Source organism: Streptomyces griseobrunneus (genome assembly GCF_046713465.1).
Lineage (GTDB): Bacteria > Actinomycetota > Actinomycetes > Streptomycetales > Streptomycetaceae > Streptomyces > Streptomyces microflavus.
On the sequence record NZ_CP177080.1, the window covers coordinates 1,747,189 to 1,765,441 of the forward strand.

An 18,253-nucleotide genomic window follows, 5' to 3' on the forward strand; every position below is an offset into this window, starting at 1 on the left:
TACGGGCTACACGTACGGGCTGTCCGCCCCCGCCGCGGCCGGCTTGGGGGCCCTGGCCGGGCAGCAGCCGACCGGGCAGAGGTCATGGGACGGGCCGAGGGAGCCCAGCGCGCAGGGCTTCACCTCACGCCCCCGCTCACTCGCCGCGCGCTCCAGGAGCAGATCCCGTACGGCGGCGGCGAAGCGCGGGTCGTCGCCCACCGTCGCGGACCGCCGGACCGGCAGGCCGAGCTCGGCGGCCTTCGCGGTGGCCTCGGTGTCGAGGTCGTACAGGACCTCCATGTGGTCCGAGACGAAGCCGATGGGCGCCATCACGACCGCGGGGACGCCCTCGCCGTGCAGGGCCTCCAGGTGGTCGCAGATGTCGGGCTCCAGCCACGGGATGTGCGGGGCGCCGCTGCGGGACTGGTAGACGAGCTGCCAGGGGTGCTCGATACCGGTCTCCGCGCGCACCGCCTCCACGATCAGCCGGGCCACGTCCAGGTGCTCCGCGACGTACGCCCCGCCCTCGCCGTGCGCCTCCACCGGGCCCGAGGCATCGGCGGCCGAGGTCGGGATGGAGTGCGTGGTGAAGGCGAGGTGGGCGCCCGCGCGGACGTCCTCGGGGAGATCGGCGAGGGAGGCGAGCACGCCGTCGACCATGGGCTCCACGAAGCCGGGGTGGTTGAAGTAGTGGCGCAGCTTGTCCACGCGCGGCACGTCGAGGCCCTCCGCCGCCAGGGTGGCCAGCGACTCGGCGAGGTTCTCGCGGTACTGGCGGCAGCCCGAGTACGAGGCGTAGGCGCTGGTGGCGAGGACGGCGATCCGGCGGTGTCCGTCGGCGGTCATCTCGCGCAGGGTGTCGGTCAGGTACGGCGCCCAGTTGCGGTTGCCCCAGTAGACCGGGAGGTCCAGGCCGTGGTCGGCGAAGTCCTTGCGCAGGGCGTCCAGCAGCGCGCGGTTCTGGGCGTTGATCGGGCTGACCCCGCCGAAGAGGAAGTAGTGCTTGCCGACCTCCTTGAGCCGTTCCTCGGGGATGCCCCGGCCGCGGGTCACGTTCGCCAGGAACGGGACCACGTCGTCCGGGCCCTCGGGACCGCCGAAGGAGAGCAGCAGCAGGGCGTCGTAGGGAGCGGGATCGCGCAGTTCGGACATGACACCGATCCTGCCACCCGTCGCCGACAGGGCGGCAACCGACATCCGACGCCCTGTCGGGAAGGCTCGGAGACCGGTGGTCACGCATCCTCGCCGTCCACGGGCCGTCCGCAATTCCGGTGTCCGGAACATCCACGCGCCCGTAAGCTGTAACAGCCCGCCATACGCCTGACAGGCACGACCGGAGTTCCCCCTTGCCCAGCCCCTACCGCGCCATCTTCGCCGCCCCCGGATCCAAGGGGTTCTCCGCCGCCGGGCTCCTCGGGCGGATGCCGCTGTCCATGATGGGCATCGGGGTCGTGACCATGATTTCGCAGCTCACCGGCCGCTACGGGCTGGCCGGGGCGCTCACCGCGACGCTGGCCATGGCGGCCGCGGTCTTCGGTCCGCAGGTCTCGCGCCTGGTCGACCGGTACGGCCAGCGGCGGGTGCTGCGGCCGGTCACCCTGGTCTCGGTGGCGGCGGTGGCGGGGCTGCTGATCTGCGCCCAGCAGGGGGCGCCGGACTGGACGCTGTTCGTCTTCGCGGCGGGCGCCGGCTGTGTGCCGAGCGTGGGGTCGATGGTCCGGGCCCGCTGGGCGGCGATCTACCGGGGTTCCAGCCGCGAGCTGCACACGGCGTACTCCTGGGAGTCGATCGTCGACGAGGTGTGCTTCATCTTCGGCCCGATCATCTCGATCGGTCTCTCCACCGCCTGGTTCCCGGAGGCCGGCCCGCTGATCGCCGCCGGGTTCCTGCTGGTCGGGGTCTTCTGGCTGACCTCCCAGCGCGCCACCGAACCGATTCCGCACCCCAAGTCGCTCCACACCAGCGGCTCGGCGCTGCGCTCGCCGGGGCTCCAGGTCCTGGTGGTCACCTTCGTGGCGACGGGCGCGATCTTCGGCGCCGTCGACGTGGTGACGGTGGCGTTCGCCGAGGAGAGCGGCCACAAGGCCGCGGCCTCCCTCGTGCTGGCCGTCTACGCGCTCGGTTCCTGCCTCGCGGGGGCCGTCTTCGGGCTGCTGCACCTGAAGGGGAAGCCCGCGACCAGGTGGCTGGTGGGTGTCTGCGCGATGGCCGTGAGTATGATCCCCCTCCAACTGGCCGGGAACCTTCTGTTGCTGGCCGTGGCGCTCTTTGTCGCGGGCCTCGCCATCGCACCGACGATGGTCACCACCATGGCCCTCGTCGAAGCGCACGTACCACGCACCAAGCTGACCGAGGGCATGACCTGGACCAGTACCGGGCTCGCCGTCGGGGTGGCGCTCGGCTCCTCGGCCGCCGGCTGGGTGGTCGACGCCGCCGGGGCGAAGGCGGGGTACGCGGTGCCCGCCGTGGCGGGAGCGCTCGCGGCGGCGGTGGCGTTCCTGGGGTATCGCCGGCTGGCCAAGCCGGTTCCTACGGGAGGGCGCGGGGAAGATGACCGACACCTACGCACGGACGACGACGAGCGCGTGGCGTAACTGGGCGGGCAATGTGACCGCCCGGCCGGCCCGGGCCGAGTCCCCCGCGTCCGTCGACGAGCTGGTGGACGTGGTGCGCCGGGCGGGTGCGGACGGCCTCAAGGTGAAGCCGGTCGGCACCGGCCACTCCTTCACCGCGACCGCCGCCACCGACGGGGTGCTGATACGCCCGGACCTGCTCACCGGTATCCGGGACATCGACCGCAAGGCGATGACCGTCACCGTGGAGGCCGGCACTCCGCTCAAGCGCCTCAACACCGCGCTCGCCCGTGAGGGGCTCTCGCTCACGAACATGGGCGACATCATGGAGCAGACGATCGCCGGGGCGACCTCCACCGGAACGCACGGCACCGGCCGCGATTCGGCGTCGATATCCGCCCAGATCCGCGCCCTGGAACTGGTCACCGCCGACGGCACCGTGCTGGTCTGCTCGGAGCAGGAGAACCCGGAGGTGTTCGCCGTCGCCCGGGTCGGGCTCGGCGCCCTCGGGGTGATCACCGCGGTCACCCTCACCGTGGAGCCGGTGTTCCTGCTGACCGCCCGCGAGGAGCCGATGGCCTTCGACCGGGTCACCGCGGAGTTCGACCAACTGGTCGCCGAGAACGAGCACTTCGAGTTCTACTGGTTCCCGCACACCGGCAACTGCAACACCAAGCGCAACAACCGCAGCGCGGGCCCGGCCGCCCCGCCCGGAAAGGTGGGCAGCTGGATCGACGACGAGCTGCTCTCCAACGGGGTCTTCCAGGTGGCCTGTTCGCTCGGCCGGGCGGTCCCCGCGACGATCCCCTCCATCGCCAAGCTCTCCAGCCGCGCCCTCTCGGCCCGGACCTACACCGACATCCCCTACAAGGTGTTCACCAGCCCGCGCCGGGTGAAGTTCGTGGAGATGGAGTACGCCGTTCCGCGCGAGCAGGCCGTGGCGGCGCTGCGGGAGCTGAGGGCGATGGTCGAGCGCTCACCGCTGAAGATCAGCTTCCCGGTCGAGGTGCGCACCGCGCCCGCCGACGACATGGCCCTCTCGACGGCCTCGGGCCGGGAGAGCGCGTACATCGCCGTGCACCTCTACAAGGGCACGCCCCACCGCTCGTACTTCACCGCGGTGGAGCGGATCATGACCGCGCACTCCGGCCGGCCGCACTGGGGCAAGATCCACACCCGGGACGCGGCCTACCTGGCGGGGGTCTACCCGCGGTTCGGCGAGTTCACCGCCGTACGCGACCGGCTCGACCCGGACCGGATGTTCGGCAACGACTATCTGCGGCGCGTCCTCGGGGAGTGAGCTCCGGGAAGCGCATCGGCCCCCTCGACGTGTTCCGTCGAGGGGGCCGATGCGCGTCCGGCGGTACCTCGGTCACTCGGCGCCGGTGCCGTCGGCGGGCGGGACCTGCTCCCCCTGGCCGGGGGCGCCGCCGGTGCCCGTGCCGGTCGGGTCGGGTGCGCCGGCCCCGCCGTCGCCGGGGGTCGAGGGGGTCGGCGTCGGGGCGGGCGTGGTCCCGCCGCCGGAGTTGGAAGGCGTCGGCGTGGGGGTGGACCCGGTGGACGGGTTCTCACCGCCCGTGCCCGTACCGGGGTCCGGGCTCGCGGTGCCGCCGTCTCCCGGGTCGGTGGCGGGAGCCGATCCGTTGCCGTCGCCCGGGTCCTGCTGCTCGTCGCCGCCGTCCTGGCCGGTGTCCCCGGAGGGCGTGGGATCGGCCGGACCCGGATCACGGTCGCCTCCGCCGCGCACGACGGAGCTGAGGGTGGTCCCCTGGCCGCCGCTGAGATCGTTGCCCGAGATCATCTCGAAGGCGGTGATCCCGGCCATGGAGACGGCGAAGACCGCGGCGGCCGCCAGCGCGGGACGCTTCCAGCCGCGCAGCCGGGTGCCCTGAGTGACGCCGTCGGTGAACGCGTCACCGGTCGACGGGCCACCGGTGACGGCCGCGCCGGACGGGGCCCGGGGCAGCAACTGCGTACGGTCCGGGTCGGATCCGGCCCCCGCGCCCGGCTGCGCCCTCAGCATCCGGGTCCGCGCGTCGCCGAGGTCCAGCAGCTGGGTCCGGTCCGGGTCGGCGGGCCTCAGCTGCCGCGTGCTCTCCACGTCCGGGACCACCTCCGGGACCGCGCCCGGGTCGACCGTGGGCAGCACCGTGGTGGCGTCGTCCACCGGTCCCGGCTCGGGGTCCGTCCGCCGTTCGGCGCCTCTGCGGCCCGCGGGCGTCGTCTCCTTGGTGTGCACCGTCACCTGGCGGCCCTCGGGGTGGGTCACCTGGACCGTCACCTCGCGGATCTGCTCGCCGGTGCGGCGGAAGAAGTGCTGGAAGACGGAGCCCCCGCACGTGGCGACGACGCTCATCACCCCGGCGCCGGCGATGGTGCCGTACACGCCCAGTTGCGAGGCCGCCACGGCTGCGGCGACGGCCGCCGCCGCACTCCCGGCGACCTGCGGCAGACTCAGATCTATGCGCCTTTCCTTGGTTTCTGTGTCACTTTCCGGCTTCTGAACCATTACCAGCCCCTGCTTGACATCTCTCCCACCATGCAACAGGAAGGGACAAATGAGCGAAGTGGATAGTTCCGTTTCGGGTGATTGTGTGAAGCACAACACGCATCAGGGGCATTTCGCGGAGAACTGGGTATCCCAACTCCCGCACCTCCCGAGAAGTTCGGCGGCGCGCCGGTCCACCCAGGTGGCCCGAATGGAGTACTGTGACGAGCCCTGGGGCGGACTCCCACGTGGGAATCCGCAGCTACGGGAGAGGGGCCGGCGGCTCCACTCGGACCGGCGGCGCCAAGGCATTGCACGGGTGCTTGCTACGCAGAGCGGCCAAATCGGTCACTTTGGGACGCAAGAGACAACCGTGCCATGGCGGCGTTCCAGGGCGGGCGCCCGACACGCCGGGCAACTTGGCAAGGTTGTGGCAGGCTGCACCCGGGCAGGTCACACTCGACTAGCGGAAGCAGCGACGCACGTGACGTCGGCAGGCACCACCCGGGAGGTCCCCATGCCCGAACTGCGTGTCGTGGCCGTCTCCAACGACGGCACACGACTGGTGCTCAAGGCTGCGGACAGCACGGAATACACGCTTCCGATCGATGAGCGGCTGCGCGCCGCCGTGCGCAACGACCGCGCCCGGCTCGGCCAGATCGAGATCGAGGTGGAGAGCCACCTCCGCCCCCGCGACATCCAGGCCCGCATACGGGCCGGTGCCTCCGCGGAGGAGGTCGCCCAGTTCGCCGGCATCCCGGTCGACCGTGTGCGCCGCTTCGAGGGCCCTGTGCTCGCGGAGCGTGCCTTCATGGCCGAGCGGGCCCGGAAGACTCCCGTGCGCCGTCCCGGCGAGAACACCGGCCCCCAGCTCGGCGAGGCGGTGCAGGAGCGTCTCCTGCTGCGCGGCGCCGACAAGGAAACCGTCCAGTGGGACTCCTGGCGCCGCGACGACGGCACCTGGGAGGTCCTGCTCGTCTACCGGGTCGCGGGAGAACCGCACTCGGCGAGCTGGACGTACGACCCGCCCAGGCGCCTGGTCCAGGCCGTCGACGACGAGGCGCGTTCGCTGATCGGTGAGACCGACGGCGCGGCACCCGAGCCGAGCTTCCCGTTCGTGCCCCGGATCGCCCGGCTGCCGCGCGACCGGCCGCTGGACCGAGCACTCGACCGGCAGATCGAGCGGCCCGCACCGGCCGCCGAGCCGGAGGAGTACGTGAGCAGCGCCTCGGCCGGTGAGCGCGACTCGCTGACCAGCCTGCTGGAGGCGGTGCCGAGCTTCCGCGGCGACATGGTCGTCCCGGAGCGGCCGACGCAGCCCGAGCCGCCCGCGCTCGAACCCGCCGTCGAGGAGAGCGAGGCGGACGAGCCGCCCGCCGCCGCGGCCTCCGCCGGTGCCGGTTCGGCGTACGCGGATGTGCTGATGCCCCGGGCGGTGGCCGGTCACCGCGACCGGCTGACCGGGACGACGGACCGTCAGGCCGAGGCGGACGGGGTCCGGCCGGGACGCCGGGCCGCCGTGCCGAGCTGGGACGAGATCGTCTTCGGCACCCGCCGCAAGAAGCAGGACTGACCGGGAGTGCCGGTCGGCAGGAGAGGGGCCCGTACGCGATGGCGTACGGGCCCCTCTCCGTCGCGGCGCTTACCGGACCGGCCCCTAAAGCGGCTCGGGACCGGTGGCGACCGGGCGGGCGGGGTCCGCGGACCACTCGGACCAGGAGCCGGGGTAGAGCGCGGCGGGGATTCCGGCGATCTCCAGGGCGAGCACCTCGTGGGCGCCGGAGACCCCCGATCCGCAGTAGACGCCGACCGGCTCGCCGCTCCTCCCCGCCGCCAGTGCGGTGAACCGCTCGGCGAGCTCTCCGGCCGGAAGGTAGCGGCCGTCCTCGGCGACGTTCGCCGTGGTCGGTGCGGAGACCGCCCCCGGGATGTGGCCGCCGACGCGGTCGATCGGCTCGACATCGCCCCGGTAGCGCTCGGCCGCCCGCGCGTCCAGGAGCAGCCCCGTGCGGGCGAGGTCGGCCGCCCCGTCCGCGTCCAGGGTGGGCAGGGCGCCGGGCTTCGGCCGGAAATCGCCCTCGACGGGGTGCGGGATCCCGGTGGAGAGGTCGCCGGTCCACCCGGCGAGGCCGCCGTCCAGGACCCGTACGTCCGTGTGCCCCGTCCAGCGCAGCAGCCACCAGGCGCGCGCGGCGGCCCAGCCCTGCCCGCCGTCGTACACCACGACCGGGGTGTCCTGCCCGACGCCGGCGCGGCGCATCGCGGCGCCGAAGGCCTCCGGGTCCGGGAGGGGGTGGCGGCCGCCGCTGCCCGCCGGTCCGGCCAGTTCCGTATCGAGGTCGACGAAGACGGCGCCGGGCAGATGGCCGGCCTCGTAGTCGGGGCGGCCGTGCGGACCACCCAACTGCCAGCGGACGTCCAGGAGCACCGGGGGCCGCGGTCCCGTCGACTCGCTCGCGTATTCGGATGCGGTAATGATGGGCTTCATGGGTGCCATCCTCGCGCAGAGGCCGTGGCACCCGTACCAGCAACCGAACGGACATACCACACCAAAGCGGTCCCCCTTGGGCGAGAACCCGGAACACACGGCGCGGCCGTTGCCGCGCCGGCGCCGGGTGGTGCGAGCATCTGCACGGGGTATGCGGACCGCGTCCTGACCCAGGACGGCGTACCTGCCCCGTTCCCCTGTACGGCCACCACAACGGTCCGAGGAGAGACAACACGATGACCGAGGCTGCTGCCCGGCGCACGCCCGGAACACCTTGCTGGGTGAGTCTGATCGTGCACGGCCTGAGCGCGACCCAGGAGTTCTACGGAGCTCTGTTCGGCTGGGAGTTCCGGCCGGGGCCAGACCAGTTGGGCCCCTACGTCCGCGGTCTGCTCGACGGGAAGGAGGTCGCGGGCATCGGCCAGCTGCCGCCCGACCGGCACCTCCCGATCGCCTGGACCACCTATCTGGCGACGGACGACGCGGACCTGACGGCCGAAGCGATCCGCTCCTGCGGCGGCACGGTCGCGGTCGGGCCGATCGACGCGGGTGAGGCGGGCCGGCTCGCCATCGCCTCGGACCCGGGCGGGGCGGTCTTCGGCGTCTGGCAGGGCTCGGAGCACAGCGGCACCATGACGGCCGGCGTCCCCGGCACCCCCGTCTGGAACGAGCTGGTGACCCGGGAGACCTCGATGGTCGCGAAGTTCTACCAGACGGTCTTCGGTTACGAGACCGAGGCGGTGGTCTCCGCCGACTTCGACTACCAGACCCTGCACCTGGACGGCGGCCCGGTGGCCGCCCTGCACGGGGTCGGCCAGTCGCTGCCACGCGACCGGGGCCCGCACTGGATGACGTACTTCGAGGTCGCCGACGTGGACGCGTCCGCCGCCCGGGTGGTGGAGCTGGGCGGGCACATCCTGCAGCCGCCGCGTGAGGGGGCGAGCGGCCGGCTGGCGACGGTGGCCGATCCCGAGGGCGCGGCCTTCACGATCGTCCGGACGTACGAGGGCTGACCGGATCAGCCTTCGGCGGCGACCGGCAGCACGTCCGGGGAGAGCGTGCCCGCACGGGCCGTCTCCGCGGTCAGCCGGCGCCGGTGGTGGCGACGGCACAGCACCTCGTAACCGACCTCGCCCGCCTGCCGGTTGACGTCGCCGACGACGACCTGGGCGCCCTCGACGACCATTTCACCGTCCACCGTACGGGCGTTGTGCGTGGCGCGGGCGCCGCACCAGCAGAGCGCCTCGACCTGGAGGGCCTCTATCCGGTCGGCCAGCTCGATCAGCCGCTGGGAGCCGGGGAAGAGCTTCGTACGGAAGTCCGTGGTGATGCCGAACGCGAAGACGTCCAGGCCCAGATCGTCGACGACCCGGGCCAACTGGTCGATCTGGACCGGGGCGAGGAACTGTGCCTCGTCCACGATCACGTAGTCGACCCGGCCGCCCCGGCTGACCCGGTCGACGATGTGCCCGTAGACGTCCATGCCCTCGTCCGCCTCGACGGCGTCCGTCACCAGGCCGAGCCGGGAGGAGAGCTTGCCCTGGCCGGCGCGGTCGTCGCGGGTGAAGATCACGCCCTGGAGCCCGCGGGCGGAACGGTTGTGACCGATCTGCAGGGCCAGCGTGCTCTTTCCGCAGTCCATGGTTCCGGAGAAGAACACCAGCTCGGGCATGAGGGGTCGAGCACCTTTCACGGGGACGGTCACAGGGAGGACGGAAAACGCGGTTATGAGCGTACTTCGAGCAGCGGGACGAGCTGTTCGACGGGGGTCAGGGAGCCGTGCATGCCGACCATCGCCGACTCGTGCGGCTCGTTGACCGACGCGGTGATGACCACGTCGTCGTGGGCGGCGGCGACCACATCGCCGATCCGGCCGTACACCCGCTCGTCGATGACGGGCCCGAACCAGCCCGCCGCGATCGCCTCGTCCCGGCTCGCCACCCAGAACTGCTCGCCCAGCACCTCGCGCCAGACGGCCAGGACGTCTCCCTGCGCGCCGGGCACCGCGTAGACATGGCGGGCGCGGCCCTCGCCGCCGAGCAGGGCGACGCCCGCGCGCAGCTCCCAGTCCTCGTCGAAGTCGATCCGGGACTGCTCGTCGAACGGGATGTCGATCATGCCGTGGTCGGCGGTGATGTAGAGCGCGGAGCGCGGCGGGAGCTGCTCGGCGAGGCGCTGCGCGAGCCCGTCGACGTACATCAACTGGCCGCGCCAGGCGTCGGAGTCGACGCCGAAGCGGTGGCCCTTGCCGTCGACCTCGCTGTAGTACGTGTAGACGAGCGAGCGGTCACCGGCGGCGAGCCGCTGGGCGGAGACGTCCATCCGGTCCTCGCCGGAGAGCCGGCCGAGGAAGGAACCGCCGCTGAGCGCGACCTTGGTGAGCGGGGTCTGCTCGAAGTCCGGGGACGAGACCTGTGCGGTCCGCACGCCCGCCGCGTCGGCGAGCTGGAAGACCGTGGGGTAGGGCTGCCAGACCTTCGGCGCGGTGAACGGCTTCCAGCGGAGCTGGTTCATCAGCGCGCCGGACTCCGGGTTGCGCACGGTGTAGCCGGGCAGGCCGTGCTCGCCGGGCGGCAGCCCCGTACCCACCGAGGCGAGCGAGGTCGCGGTGGTGGAGGGGAAGCCGGCGGTGATCGGCTGCCCGGTGCCGCCGCGCGAGGTGGGGAGCAGCGAGTGCAGGAAGGGCGCCTCGTCGGGGTGCGCCTTGATCTGCTCCCAGCCGAGGCCGTCGATCAGGAAGACGCAGTTGCGGTCGGCGGGCGTCAGCTCGGGGATGGTGGCGGTGAAGCCCTCCACCCCCTGCCCGGCCACCAGCGTCGGCAGCAGGTCCGCCAGCGAGGCGCTGCCGTACGCGGGGACGGGCGCGGTGTCGAGGGCGAGCGGGACCGGGTCCTGCCAGGCGGGCTGGGCCATCACCGGCCGGTCGCCGCGGTGGCGGCCGTGGCCTCGGAGAGGGACTGGGCGAAGGCGAGGGTCTGCCGGACGGCGTCCGGGCCGTCCCCGGCCTCGCTGACGCGCAGGCTCAGGTCGTCCGCGGTGGAGCTGCCCGTGTAGCCGTGGTCGGCCTCGCAGTTGGCGTCGCCGCAGGCGGCGGGCTCCAGGTCGATCCGGGAGACCGCGCCCCAGCCGATGGTGAGGACGACCTCGCGGGGCAGCGTGCCCGGGACGTACTTCTCCGGGTTGGCCACCACCCGGCTGACCACGACGGAGGAGATCCGGTCGAGCTTGACCGACTCGGTGGAGGTGGTGGCGTACGGCGTCGGGGAGCTGGTGTCGGCGGCCTGCTCGTCGGTGTGGCTGACGATGAAGCGGTGCTCGGTGAGGACAAGGACCGTGGCATGGCGGCGGACCTCGTTGGAGTCGAACGTGGTCTCCTGGTGCACCAGGTACGAAGCCACCGGCTCCCCGCCGACGGCGGCCTCGACCGCCTCGGCCACGAGGGCCGGGTAGTAGCCGCTGCGCTCGATCGCCGCGCGCAGCCCCTGGGTCGTCGTACCGGTCTTTGCCATGTGCACCATCCTACGGGGGGCCGGTGACTGCCGGGGACGCCCTGGGGCGGGTCAGTAGTTCGGGAGGCGGCGGGGGCCGAGGTCGCCGCGCGGGGGCGGCGGAGCGAGGCGGACGGTCGCACCGAGCACGGTGAGGCCCTGGGGGGCCACGACCACCGGTTCGAGCGCCACGGAGACCACTTCGGGATGGTCGTCGACCAGCCGGGACAGTCTCAGCAGCAGCTCTTCCAGGGCCGGGGTGTCGACGGGCGCCGAGCCGCGCCAGCCGAAGAGGACCGGGGCCGCCTTGATCGACCGGATCAGTTCGGCGGCGTCGCGGTCGGTGGCCGGAACCAGCCGGTGCGCGGTGTCACCGAGCAGCTCGGAGGGGGCGCCCGCCAGGCCGAAGGAGAGGACGGCCCCGGCGGCGGCGTCGATGGACGCCCGTACGACCGTGTCCACACCGCGCGGGGCCATGGACTGGACGACCGGGAGGAGTTCGGCGGGCTTGCCGAGGAGCTCGGTGAACTCTCCGTACGCGCGGCGCAGCGCGTCCTCGTCCGCGAGGTCGAGCCGTACGCCGCCGAGGTCGGCGCGGTGGCGCAGGTGGGGTGCGGTGGTCTTCAGCGCCACCGGGTAGCCGAGGCGGGCGGCCGCGGCGACGGCCGCCTCGGGGTCCGGGGCGGGGAGCGTGGGGCGTACGGCGATGCCGTAGCGGCCCAGCAGCTCGCGGGCCTCGTCGTGGGTGAGGGGGCGGCCGCGCGGGTCGGGGGCGGTGCCGAGCAGGGTGTCGATCAGGGCGGCGGCGCCGGGTTCGTCGGTGGTCTCGTCCAGGAACTCGGGCACCTTGCCGGGCGTGGCCGCCTGGCGCCGCCACTGGGCGTACTTCACGGCTTCGGCCATTGCCCGTACGGCACGTTCGGCGGCCGGGTAGGCGGGGATGCGACCGGGGCGGGCGGGCGGGTCGGCGGCTTCGGTCTCTGCGGTCGCTTCGGTTGCCGGGGGCGCTTCGTTTCCTGCGGCCCCCGTGGTCGCTTGGGTGCCGGGCTTCGTGGGGGCGGCTCCGGTGGGGGCGCCCGGTGCGGCGGCGGGCTGGGCGGCGGCGGGCTGGGCGGCGAGCGTGGTGGGCCGGGTGCGGGGTGCGGCCGTGCTGCTCGCGGCGGCCAGGGCCTCCGCGAGGCCGCCGATCTCCACGTGGACGACGGCGACGGGCTTGGCAGGTCCGCCGGCCGCGGCTCCGCGCAGGGCTGCGGCCAGCACCTCGCCGTCACCGGTCTCGGCCTCGCCGCTCTCCCCCACCCACGGGATGGCGGTGACGATCACGGCGTCGCAGGTCCCGTCGGCGAGCGCCTCGGCCAGCGCGTCCCGGAAGTCCTGCGGCGAAGCGGCCGTGGTGAGGTCGCGCGGCGGGCGCGGGCGGAGCCCCTCGGCCAGGCAGGCGTCGTACGTGAGGAGGCCGAGGGACTCGGAGTTGCCGAGGATCGCGACCCGGGGCCCGGCCGGGAGCGGCTGGCCGGCCAGGAGCAGTCCGGCGTCGACCATCTCGGTCACCGTGTCGACCCGGATGACGCCCGCCTGCCGCATCAGGGCGGAGACGGTGGCGTCGGGGATACGGCTGACCGGGACGGCGTGGCCGGGCGGGTTGGTGCCGCTGTGCCGGGCGCCCTTCACCACGACGACGGGCTTCACGGCGGCGGTGCGGCGGGCGAGACGCGTGAACTTGCGGGGGTTGCCGAGGGATTCGAGGTAGAGGAGGGCGACGTCGGTGTCCTGGTCCTCGAACGAGTACTGGAGGAAGTCGTTGCCGGAGACGTCGGCCCGGTTGCCCGCCGAGATGAACGAGGAGAGGCCCGCGCCGCGCCGGTGGAGGCCGGAGAGGAGGGCGATCCCGATCGCACCGGACTGGGTGAACAGGCCGATCCGGCCGCGGGCGGGCGACTCGGGGGCGAGGGAGGCGTTCAGCCGGACGGACTCGGCGGTGTTGATGATGCCGAAGGCGTTCGGGCCGATGATCCGCATGCCGTACGAGCGGGCCTGGCGGACCAGTTCGCGCTGGAGCTCACGGCCGGCGGAGCCCCTCTCGGCATAGCCGGCGGAGAGAACGACGAGGCCCTGGACGCCGTGCTCGCCGCAGTCCGCGACGGCTTCGGGGACCCGGTGGGCGGGGACCGCGATGACGGCGAGGTCGACCTGCTCGTCGATCTCGCCGAGCGAGCGGTGGGCGGGGACCCCGTCGAGGGTGGCGAGGCCCTCGTCGAAGGCGCGGTTCACCGCGTAGGTACGGCCGGTGAAGCCGGCGGCGAGGAGGTTGCGCAGGACCGTGCGGCCCACTCCCCCGGGCGTGCGGCCGGTGCCGATCACCGCGACCGAGCCGGGGGCGAGCAGGCGCTGCACCGAGCGGGCCTCGGCACGCTGCTCGCGGCCGCGCTGGACGGCGAGGGACTTCTCGGTGGGTTCGAGGTCGAGGGTGAGGTGGACGGAGCCGTCCTCGAAGCTGCGCTGCTGGGTGTAGCCGGCGTCCCGGAACACCTTGATCATTTTGTTGTTGGCGGGGAGCACCTCGGCGGCGAAGCGCCGGATGGAGCGCTCGCGGGCGACGGCGGCGATGTGTTCGAGCAGCGCCGAGGCGACTCCGCGGCCCTGGTGGGCGTCCTGGACGAGGAAGGCGACCTCGGCCTCGTCGGCGGGGGCGGAGGCGGGCCTGCCCTGCTCGTTGATGCGGTCGAAGCGGACGGTACCGATGAACTCGCCGCCGATCGTGACGGCCAGTCCCACCCGGTCGACGTAGTCGTGATGGGTGAAGCGGTGCACGTCCCGGTCGGAAAGGCGGGGGTACGGTGCGAAGAACCGGTAGTACTTCGACTCGTCGGACACCTGCTCGTAGAAGCTGACCAGCCGCTCGGCGTCGTCCGTGGTGATCGGCCTGATGCGCGCGGTGCCGCCGTCACGGAGCACCACGTCCGCTTCCCAGTGGTCGGGGTACGCGTGATGCGGACTCTGCTCAGGCGTGGGCTCCATGGGCAAAGCCTACGGCCGACATCCCGGTCGCGGAGGGATCGGTACCGGGGCAGTCTGAGGACGACCCGGACGAGGGCCTGTCGTGTGGATCAGGTGGGAGGGGAGGCCGGGCACAGCATTGCGCACCGCGTGAGAGACTGGTCTAGACAACCGTTGATATGTGAAGGGCAGAACCATGGCTGAGCGCCGCGTAAACGTCGGTTGGACCGAGGGCCTGCACGCCCGCCCCGCTTCCATCTTCGTCCGTGCCGCCACGGCTTCCGGCGTCCCGGTGACGATCGCCAAGGCCGACGGCAACCCGGTGAACGCCGCCTCCATGCTCGCGGTGCTCGGTCTGGGTGCGCAGGGCGGCGAGGAGATCGTGCTCGCGTCCGAGGCGGACAACGCCGAGGCCGCTCTGGACCGTCTGGCGAAGCTGGTCGCCGAGGGGCTCGAAGAGCTTCCCGAGACCGTCTGACCGCTCGACAGGCCGTCCGGCCGCCCGACCCGCTCCGGGTCCGATTCCGGTACACCGGTCCTTTCGACGGTTCGGCCGGAATCCGTTCTTCGCGAGAGCCGTGGAACCCTTTTGGGGACCACGGCTCTTTCGTTACTCCTGAAGCCGATGCATTGCCCATTCGGGCAGCACAAATAAAGCCCTCGGCAATTGCTCCTCTTTGTATACGGCGTCATTGTTAATGCCGGACACCCGCGATGTTTACGCCGTGTTGCGAAGAACTCACCCGGGGCGGCGGCGCCGCGCGACGGCCGGGGCGGTCCGGGCGGCGCAGCCGGTGGGCGCCGGCGGCCCGTTCCGCATGCTGGGCGGTCAGTGCCCTGGCCCGCTCCGCGTCGCCGCGCGCCACCGCGTCCACGATCGCCCCGTGCTCGACCCAGGAGTCGACCGGGCGGGCCGGCTGCTCGACGGCGTACATCCAGGCGATCTTGTGCCGGAGCTGGGTGAGCAGCGCGATCAGGCCGGGGCTGCCGGAGGCCTGGGCGAGGGTCTCGTGGAACCAGCCGCCCAGCGACCGCAGATCCTCCCCCTCCCCCCGGCGGGCCCGCTCCTGGCCCAGCCTGACCAGCCCGCGGAGCACCTTGAGGTGGGCTTCCGTACGGCGCTGGGCGGCCCGCGCCGCGCCGAGCGGCTCCAGGAGCATCCGCACCTCCAGCAGGTCGGCGGCCTCCTGCTCGGTGGGCTCGGCGACACAGGCCCCGGCGTGCCTGCGGGTGACGACGAAGCCCTCGGACTCCAGGGTGCGCAGCGCCTCGCGCACCGGGACGCGGGAGACCCCGTACCGCCGTGCCAGCAGCTCCTCGGTGAGGCGGCTGCCGCGCTCGTAGACACCGGAGACGATGTCGTCACGGATTGCCGTGCATACCGAATGCGCGGGAATGCGCATGTCCGAACCTCCGCCTTAATCCCCGCGAAACGCGGCCGGCCGACGCCTGTTCCGTGACTCTATTGCAATCTGCCGCAATTTCCGATGGCAGGCCGGAATCCATGGATATCTTCTGGCCAAAGGTCCGGTACGGAGAGGCCCGGTACGGGGGATTCCTGACTCATTGCCGAAGGCCCCGGCGGGAAGCCGGGGCCTTCGGGTGGGGAGGTCGCGCGAGGTGGGGTCAGACGTTCAGACCGTGCGAGCGCAGGTAGCCGACCGGGTCCATGTCCGAGCCGTACTCGGGGGTGGTCCGGGCCTCGAAGTGGAGGTGCGGGCCGGTGGAGTTGCCGGTGGAGCCGGAGAGGCCGATCTGCTGGCCGGAGGTGACGCTCTGGCCGACGGCGACGCCGATGGAGGAGAGGTGGCCGTACTGGGTGTACGTGCCGTCCGCCATCCGGAGCACGATGCTGTTGCCGTACGCGCCGCCCCAGCCGGCCTCGACGACCGTGCCGGCGCCGACCGCGACGACGGAGCTGCCGGAGGCGGCCATGAAGTCCACGCCGGAGTGGCTGCCGGAGGACCAGAGGGAGCCGCCGGTCTTGTAGCCGGTGGTGACGTGCGAGCCGGCGAGCGGAAGGTGGAAGGCGTTCAGACGGGCGCGCTCGGCGGCGCGGGCGGCCCGGGCCTTCTCCTCGCGGATCTCCTTGGCGCGGGCCTCGGCCTTGCGCCGGGCCTCCGCCTTCGCCTTGGCCTTCGCGGCCTTGACCTTGGCCTCGGCGGCCGCCTCGGCCTTCGCCTTCGCGAGGGCCTCGGCCTGCTGGTGCTGCGCCTGGGCCTGGGCTTCGATCTGCTTGGCGAGCGTGGCGTCGAGGGCGATGGCCTGGGTGAGTCCGCTCTCGGCGGCCTTGGGGGCCTCGGAGTCCGCTGCGGCGGCCGGGGAGGCCAGGGAGCCGAGGACTCCGGTGGTGGCCAGGGCCGCGATGCCGGCGGCCTTGGCGCCGCGGCGCGTCAGGCGGCTCGGGGCACGGTGCTTCCCGGTGGCACGGGTGAACGCCATGGAGGGGCTGATCCTTTCCTTCCTTCTCGCCTACCGGGTTAGCTGACGGGTTCGGAGCAGGAAGGTCTCCTACGGATCCCCGCGCCGGGTCACGGCACGGACTTCCGATTCACCCCAGGGACTGCGTGGGTCCCCGGCTCCCCAGGCTCGCGCCTGACGGGGACTCGGCGATGGCTGCCCGGCGCCGCGGGTGCGGCATACGGGTGACGGACAGCCGAGCCGACGCTAGGCGGGCCGACTTCCCATCACCAAACGGACAGGGGGATTTGTCGCGCATCCCACAGGGCAGAAAGTCACTCTCCCCAACAAAGAGAATCAATAGGCCTTAACGGACAAATAAGGAGGACCCCGGCGGATCGCTGTCCGCCGGGGTCCTCTTCGTCCTGGTGTATACCGACGCGGCGTCAGCCGCTGACGACGGTCACCTCTCCGATGCCGAGCTCCTTCACCGGCTCCGCGATCTGCGCCGCGTCGCCCACGAGGACCGTGACCAGCCGGTCCACCGGGAAGGCGCTGACCACGGCCGCGGTCGCCTCCACGGTGCCCGTCTCGGCGAGGCGGGCGTACAGCTGGGCCTGGTAGTCGTCGGGCAGGTGCTGCTCGACCTGGTCGGCCAGCGTGCTCGCCACCGAGGCGGCCGTCTCGAACTTCAGCGGGGCGACGCCCACCAGGTTCTGCACGGCCGTCTCCCGCTCGGCGTCGGTCAGCCCTTCGGCCGCCAGCGTCCGCAGGACCTTCCAGAGGTCGTCCAGCGCCGGGCCGGTGGACTCGGTGTCCACGGAACCGCTGATGGCGAGCATCGCCGCGCCGCCCGAGTCGGGGCCGGTCGAGCGCAGGACCTGGGCGAAGGCCCGTACGCCGTAGGTGTAGCCCTTCTCCTCGCGCAGCACCCGGTCCAGCCGGGAGGTGAGGGTGCCGCCCAGGCAGTACGTGCCGAGCACCTGCGCGGGCCATACGCGCTCGTGCCGGTCAGCGCCGATGCGGCCGATCAGCAGCTGGGTCTGGACCGCGCCGGGGCGGTCCACGATGACCACACGGCCGGTGTCGTCGGCGGTGATCGGCGGGACCGGGCGGGCCTGGCCCGCGTCGCCCGACCAGTCGCCGAGGGTGTCGGCGAGCAGGGCGTCCAGGTCGATGCCCGTGAGGTCACCGACGATCACGGCCGTCGCGGTGGCCGGGCGGATGTGGGCGTCGAAGAAGCCGCGCACGGCGGCGGCGTCGATCCGCCGCACCGTCTCCTCGGTGCCCAGGCGCGGGCGGGACATCCGGGCGGTGGCCGGAAAGAGCTCCTTGGAAAGCTGCTTGGCGGCGCGCCGGGACGGGTTGGCCTGCTCGTGCGGGATCTCGTCGAGGCGGTTGCCGACGAGCCGCTCGATCTCGCTCTCGGCGAAGGCCGGGGCGCGCAGGGCCTCGGCGACCAGGCCGAGCGCCTTGGCCAGCCGGGAGGCCGGGACCTCCAGGGAGACCCGGACGCCGGGGTGGTCGGCGTGCGCGTCGAGGGTGGCGCCGCAGCGCTCCAGCTCGGCGGCGAACTCCTCGGCGCTGCGCTTGTCGGTGCCCTCGGAGAGCGCGCGCGACATGATCGTGGCCACGCCGTCCAAGCCCTCGGGCTCGGCGTCCAGGGGCGCGTCGAGGAAGATCTCCACGGCGACGACCTGCTGGCCGGGGCGGTGGCAGCGCAGCACGGTCAGCCCGTTGGGCAGGGCGCCGCGCTCGGGCGCGGGAAACGCCCAGGGCCGGGCGGTGCCCGGGGTCGGCTGCGGGTGGTACTCCATGGCTACTCCAGTCACGGCGG

At 72.9% G+C, this 18,253-nt stretch carries 15 protein-coding genes and 1 riboswitch; of the genes, 5 read left to right on the plus strand and 10 right to left on the minus strand.

Annotation, left to right across the window (positions count from 1 at the left end; translation table 11 throughout):
- Positions 1–6 precede the first annotated feature (6 nt).
- On the minus strand, positions 7–1,134 hold the full coding sequence (locus tag ACK8N7_RS07640; protein WP_500441627.1) for a ferrochelatase: 1,128 nt from the start codon (positions 1,132–1,134) through the stop codon (positions 7–9).
- Positions 1,135–1,328: 194 nt separating this feature from the next.
- Here ACK8N7_RS07640 and ACK8N7_RS07645 point away from each other — a divergent pair, with 194 nt between their 5' ends.
- A complete protein-coding gene (locus tag ACK8N7_RS07645; protein ID WP_403215672.1) occupies positions 1,329–2,576 on the plus strand; it encodes an MFS transporter in 1,248 nt (415 codons plus the stop codon).
- On the plus strand, positions 2,533–3,855 hold the full coding sequence (locus tag ACK8N7_RS07650; RefSeq protein ID WP_403215674.1) for a D-arabinono-1,4-lactone oxidase: 1,323 nt from the start codon (positions 2,533–2,535) through the stop codon (positions 3,853–3,855). Before ACK8N7_RS07645 ends, ACK8N7_RS07650 begins: the two co-directional genes overlap by 44 nt.
- Positions 3,856–3,927: 72 nt before the next feature.
- On the opposite strand, the gene ACK8N7_RS07655 is transcribed toward ACK8N7_RS07650, so the two are convergent.
- A complete protein-coding gene (locus ACK8N7_RS07655; protein ID WP_500441629.1) occupies positions 3,928–5,064 on the minus strand; it encodes a hypothetical protein in 1,137 nt (378 codons plus the stop codon).
- Positions 5,065–5,560: 496 nt separating this feature from the next.
- Here ACK8N7_RS07655 and sepH point away from each other — a divergent pair, with 496 nt between their 5' ends.
- Entirely contained in the window at positions 5,561–6,616 is a 1,056-nt protein-coding gene (sepH, locus tag ACK8N7_RS07660) for a septation protein SepH (RefSeq protein ID WP_364692685.1), read from the plus strand.
- An 84-nt stretch (positions 6,617–6,700) separates the two neighbouring features.
- On the opposite strand, the gene ACK8N7_RS07665 is transcribed toward sepH, so the two are convergent.
- The gene (locus ACK8N7_RS07665; RefSeq protein ID WP_403215678.1) at positions 6,701–7,531 is read right to left on the minus strand and encodes a sulfurtransferase; all 831 of its coding nucleotides are present in this window, start codon (positions 7,529–7,531) and stop codon (positions 6,701–6,703) included.
- Positions 7,532–7,767: 236 nt separating this feature from the next.
- Between ACK8N7_RS07665 and ACK8N7_RS07670 the strand changes: the two genes are divergently transcribed.
- Complete coding sequence (locus tag ACK8N7_RS07670; RefSeq protein WP_403215680.1) at positions 7,768–8,544, plus strand: VOC family protein; 777 nt, start codon at positions 7,768–7,770, stop codon at positions 8,542–8,544.
- A gap of 5 nt (positions 8,545–8,549) precedes the next feature.
- Here ACK8N7_RS07670 and ACK8N7_RS07675 read toward each other — a convergent pair whose 3' ends face one another.
- Genes ACK8N7_RS07675 through ACK8N7_RS07690 form a run of 4 tightly spaced genes read right to left on the minus strand, consistent with a single transcriptional unit; the run spans position 8,550 to position 14,037 of the window.
- A complete protein-coding gene (locus ACK8N7_RS07675; protein WP_015611944.1) occupies positions 8,550–9,203 on the minus strand; it encodes a thymidine kinase in 654 nt (217 codons plus the stop codon).
- A gap of 53 nt (positions 9,204–9,256) precedes the next feature.
- Positions 9,257–10,444 carry an alkaline phosphatase family protein gene (locus ACK8N7_RS07680; RefSeq protein ID WP_403215682.1) on the minus strand — a complete coding sequence of 396 codons (1,188 nt, stop codon included), beginning with the start codon at positions 10,442–10,444 and terminating at the stop codon, positions 9,257–9,259.
- Positions 10,444–11,040, minus strand: a complete 597-nt coding sequence (locus ACK8N7_RS07685; protein ID WP_031125795.1) for a DUF5998 family protein — start codon at positions 11,038–11,040, stop codon at positions 10,444–10,446. The genes ACK8N7_RS07680 and ACK8N7_RS07685 overlap by 1 nt, the downstream gene beginning before the upstream one ends.
- 51 nt (positions 11,041–11,091) lie before the next feature.
- A complete protein-coding gene (locus ACK8N7_RS07690) occupies positions 11,092–14,037 on the minus strand; it encodes a bifunctional acetate--CoA ligase family protein/GNAT family N-acetyltransferase (protein WP_403215684.1) in 2,946 nt (981 codons plus the stop codon).
- Between the two features lie 175 nt (positions 14,038–14,212).
- On the opposite strand from ACK8N7_RS07690, the gene ACK8N7_RS07695 reads away from it, so the two are divergent.
- On the plus strand, positions 14,213–14,494 hold the full coding sequence (locus ACK8N7_RS07695) for an HPr family phosphocarrier protein (protein WP_015611940.1): 282 nt from the start codon (positions 14,213–14,215) through the stop codon (positions 14,492–14,494).
- A gap of 217 nt (positions 14,495–14,711) precedes the next feature.
- Here ACK8N7_RS07695 and ACK8N7_RS07700 read toward each other — a convergent pair whose 3' ends face one another.
- The 3 genes from ACK8N7_RS07700 to ACK8N7_RS07710 all read right to left on the minus strand — a co-directional run bounded on the left by ACK8N7_RS07700 (position 14,712) and on the right by ACK8N7_RS07710 (position 18,233).
- Positions 14,712–15,419: a GntR family transcriptional regulator gene (locus tag ACK8N7_RS07700; RefSeq protein WP_403215686.1), complete on the minus strand. Its 708-nt coding sequence runs from the start codon at positions 15,417–15,419 to the stop codon at positions 14,712–14,714.
- Positions 15,420–15,642: 223 nt separating this feature from the next.
- Complete coding sequence (locus ACK8N7_RS07705) at positions 15,643–16,458, minus strand: M23 family metallopeptidase (RefSeq protein ID WP_500441633.1); 816 nt, start codon at positions 16,456–16,458, stop codon at positions 15,643–15,645.
- Positions 16,459–16,471: 13 nt separating this feature from the next.
- Positions 16,472–16,638, minus strand: a riboswitch (cyclic di-AMP (ydaO/yuaA leader).
- Between the two features lie 224 nt (positions 16,639–16,862).
- A complete protein-coding gene (locus ACK8N7_RS07710; protein ID WP_403215810.1) occupies positions 16,863–18,233 on the minus strand; it encodes a M16 family metallopeptidase in 1,371 nt (456 codons plus the stop codon).
- Positions 18,234–18,253 lie beyond the last annotated feature (20 nt).

Coding starts and splice junctions, on each gene's coding strand:
- ACK8N7_RS07650 (WP_403215674.1), top strand. CDS start 2,533: ATGACCGACACCTACGCACGGACGACGACGAGCGCGTGGCGTAACTGG.
- ACK8N7_RS07670 (WP_403215680.1), top strand. CDS start 7,768: ATGACCGAGGCTGCTGCCCGGCGCACGCCCGGAACACCTTGCTGGGTG.
- sepH (WP_364692685.1), top strand. CDS start 5,561: ATGCCCGAACTGCGTGTCGTGGCCGTCTCCAACGACGGCACACGACTG.
- ACK8N7_RS07655 (WP_500441629.1), bottom strand. CDS start 5,064: ATGGTTCAGAAGCCGGAAAGTGACACAGAAACCAAGGAAAGGCGCATA.
- ACK8N7_RS07700 (WP_403215686.1), bottom strand. CDS start 15,419: ATGCGCATTCCCGCGCATTCGGTATGCACGGCAATCCGTGACGACATC.
- ACK8N7_RS07690 (WP_403215684.1), bottom strand. CDS start 14,037: ATGGAGCCCACGCCTGAGCAGAGTCCGCATCACGCGTACCCCGACCAC.
- ACK8N7_RS07665 (WP_403215678.1), bottom strand. CDS start 7,531: ATGAAGCCCATCATTACCGCATCCGAATACGCGAGCGAGTCGACGGGA.
- ACK8N7_RS07640 (WP_500441627.1), bottom strand. CDS start 1,134: ATGTCCGAACTGCGCGATCCCGCTCCCTACGACGCCCTGCTGCTGCTC.
- ACK8N7_RS07685 (WP_031125795.1), bottom strand. CDS start 11,040: ATGGCAAAGACCGGTACGACGACCCAGGGGCTGCGCGCGGCGATCGAG.
- ACK8N7_RS07705 (WP_500441633.1), bottom strand. CDS start 16,458: ATGGCGTTCACCCGTGCCACCGGGAAGCACCGTGCCCCGAGCCGCCTG.
- ACK8N7_RS07680 (WP_403215682.1), bottom strand. CDS start 10,444: ATGGCCCAGCCCGCCTGGCAGGACCCGGTCCCGCTCGCCCTCGACACC.
- ACK8N7_RS07675 (WP_015611944.1), bottom strand. CDS start 9,203: ATGCCCGAGCTGGTGTTCTTCTCCGGAACCATGGACTGCGGAAAGAGC.
- ACK8N7_RS07710 (WP_403215810.1), bottom strand. CDS start 18,233: ATGGAGTACCACCCGCAGCCGACCCCGGGCACCGCCCGGCCCTGGGCG.
- ACK8N7_RS07695 (WP_015611940.1), top strand. CDS start 14,213: ATGGCTGAGCGCCGCGTAAACGTCGGTTGGACCGAGGGCCTGCACGCC.